The sequence below is a fragment of the Bradyrhizobium sp. genome, from assembly GCF_019242285.1.
GTDB lineage: Bacteria > Pseudomonadota > Alphaproteobacteria > Rhizobiales > Xanthobacteraceae > Bradyrhizobium.
The window spans coordinates 1-2,699 of the sequence record NZ_JAFAVV010000090.1 but is presented as its reverse complement, the minus strand read 5'-3'; the positions used below and the strand labels follow the sequence as shown (position 1 = coordinate 2,699).

Below are 2,699 nucleotides of genomic sequence, written 5' to 3'. Positions count from 1 at the left end.
CGACAATCGTGATTAAGGGCCTTGCGGCTGGCTCGATCCTAAACGTGGGTCGGGCTTTGGTAGCCGGCGGCTGGCAGTTGATGCCCGCCGAGCTGCGCGAGGTGATGGTGCAACCACCTCAAGATTTTGCCGGTACGATGGACGTGGAGCTTGAGTTGCGCCTCGCCAACTTCACCGTAGCCGATCGCAAGACGCTACGCCTTGAATGGGCAGCACCCCCAGTAAACCAACCAACAATATCTGCCTTCGTTGTCCGACACCTGGACTCAGACGAGATCGCGGCCCTGCTCAAACGGGGAGAGGGTTTTATTGCGAATGGTGATCTCGCTTCGGCGCGATTGGTGCTTCAGCGCGCTGCGGAAGCCGGAGACGCGCAAGCGGCATTGTCACTAGCCGGAACCTACGATCCGATCGCATTGGAGAAGCTCGGGTTCCAGGGTCCAAAACCGGACATTGAGAAGGCCCGAACTTGGTACCAACGGGCACAGGAACTGGGATCAAGGGCGGCGTCCGCACGACTGCAGTTGCTCGCGGGCTCGATCAAATGAGGCGATGAATGGGCGTGCGACGGAACGTCTGTTCGCGGCGGCTGTGCGGGCGCGTGATGAAGACTTCTGGGAACATAGACAGAGTGCTTGTGTAAGGGGTTATCATGGCCTTCAATATCGGGCGGCTTTTCGCAATCGCCACGATGATCGTGTCATTTCTCGGGGCGGGCTGGGCGGCCGAGACCGAAGTGGACCCCAGTACCGTCAGCGATGGGCTCAAAGCGATCTTTCGCTACGGGAACCAGACCCGCGAAACCGCTGCTCGCCTCAATTCCAACACGGTTACTTTGATTTCCGGCACGATCGGAGGAACCTACGTGCAGATTGGGGCTGATCTCGAATCGGTCCTGGACGATGGCGAAAACCTGCGGATCCTCTCCATTGTCGGGCGCGGCTCGGTTCAGAGCGTCGCCGACATTCTGTATATCAAGGGAGTCGATCTTGGAATAGTCCGCTCTGATACGCTCGACTATCTCGAGAAAAAGGGTATCGCCAATAATATCAAAGGGCAGTTTACCTATATCACTAAGCTGTACAATGAGGAGGTGCACGTCGTGGCGCCAAAGAGCGTCCACAGCCTCGCGGATCTGGAGGGCAAAAAGGTATCAATTGATCTGCCAAACGCCGGCACGTTCGTTACTGCGATCGCCATTTTCGAGCGCCTCGGAATCCATCCGGATTTCGCTTACATCGAGCAGCGCATCGCTTACGACAAACTATCAAAAGGCGAGCTTGATGCCGTCGTTGCCGTGCAGGGTCAACCCTCGAAAGCTACTACGCAAATTAAGGATCCGAATCTGCACCTTGTTCCAATCGAATATACAAAATCACTGCAAGGAGATTATCTACCCGCACAGTTGACGTCCGATAACTATCCAAATCTCGTCGCCAAAGGCGAACTTGTCGATACAGTCGCGGTGCCGGCTGTGCTGGCTGCATACAATTGGCAGAGTAGCACGGAACGCTACCGCAGGCTTGCGCACTTTGTTGACGCTTTCTTCGGCAAAATCGGCCAGCTGCAACAACCACCATTCCATCCGAAATGGAAGGAAGTGGCGCTCAACGCGGCTTTGCCTGGATGGGTTCGTTTCCGGCCCGCACAGGAGTGGCTCGACCGCAACAGCAACGCGAGGACTACAAGCGAGGTCCGCAACAGCTTCGAACAGTTCCTGAGCCAGAGTCAGACGAGCTCCCCTGGGCACGATCGATCGGAAGATCGCGAAACCTTGTTCCGTCAGTTCCTGGAATGGCAGAAGATACATCCCGTTACACGTTGACCATAGGACGAGGTCTCGCCATCCGGAACTCTGGCTAGCGACGCTTCGGTCACCTTCCAAACGACTACAAATGAGATCGCTCACGGACGCATAATGAGTTCACTAGCTCACATCAAAATTTGGAGGCGTATCGCTGCCGGGACGGCTGGGTAAGTTCCTGGAAGCACTTGTCTAGTCCTCTGGAGTACAAAACAATCAATAACCCCGAACGGTTTTGTACAGGCATCAACTGCAGGAGGACGTGTCCGTGCGGACAGACGATGTCGAGCGCAAATTAGAGGCGATTCTTGCGGCTTGGATATGCGGTACTTTTCTGGCCACCGACAGCAACCTCCGCATCCCGGCGGCCGAAGCGACTTGACTGAGATACTTTCCGATGCGCCGAACAATGCCTGGGCGCGTTACCTGCTGGGTATTATAAAAATTTTTACAAACCGTGCGGGCCAGGGCATTGCCGATTGCGAGAACGCGTTAGCGCTGGATCGGAATCTAGCCGCTGCTCACAGATACATCGCTATGGCTAAACATTTTATCAATCGCGGCGAACAAACCCTAGCATCGCTTCGACCCAATCGTCGTGAAAATGCCCGCGCCTGGACGACGGGTCCGGGTTTCACTCAGCCGACAACCGGCGTCAACGAACAGGCGGTGGGGCGGTTTCATCGCGCCGTCAACACCAGACCAAATCTTCCATTTGGCCGCCGACATGCGGCACCGCTGTCAGCTCGGAGTAGAACTCATCCGGTCGACCGGATTGTGCCCGGGCCGCAAGAACGAAGGCGTTTTCGGCGCGAAAAATTGTCCGTGGCCGGCCGCTACATGCTCGAGGATCGCCGCGAATTCCCCTGCCGGACGATCGATATCAGCTTGGGCG

Annotated in this window: 2 protein-coding genes and 1 pseudogene; all 3 read left to right on the top strand. The window is 56.3% G+C overall.

Translation table 11 applies throughout. The annotated features are described in order from the left end of the window. On the top strand, positions 1-548 hold a 548-nt coding region (locus JOY90_RS03595; protein WP_291689791.1), incomplete at its 5' end, for a hypothetical protein. A gap of 143 nt (positions 549-691) precedes the next feature. After that, on the top strand, positions 692-1,825 hold the full coding sequence (locus tag JOY90_RS03590; protein WP_291689792.1) for a TAXI family TRAP transporter solute-binding subunit: 1,134 nt from the start codon (positions 692-694) through the stop codon (positions 1,823-1,825). A 357-nt stretch (positions 1,826-2,182) separates the two neighbouring features. After that, positions 2,183-2,699, top strand: a pseudogene (locus JOY90_RS03585) (hypothetical protein); the annotation flags it as partial.

Excerpts from the sequence above, each read along its gene's own strand:
- JOY90_RS03590 (WP_291689792.1), top strand. The coding sequence starts at position 692 with ATGATCGTGTCATTTCTCGGGGCGGGCTGGGCGGCCGAGACCGAAGTG.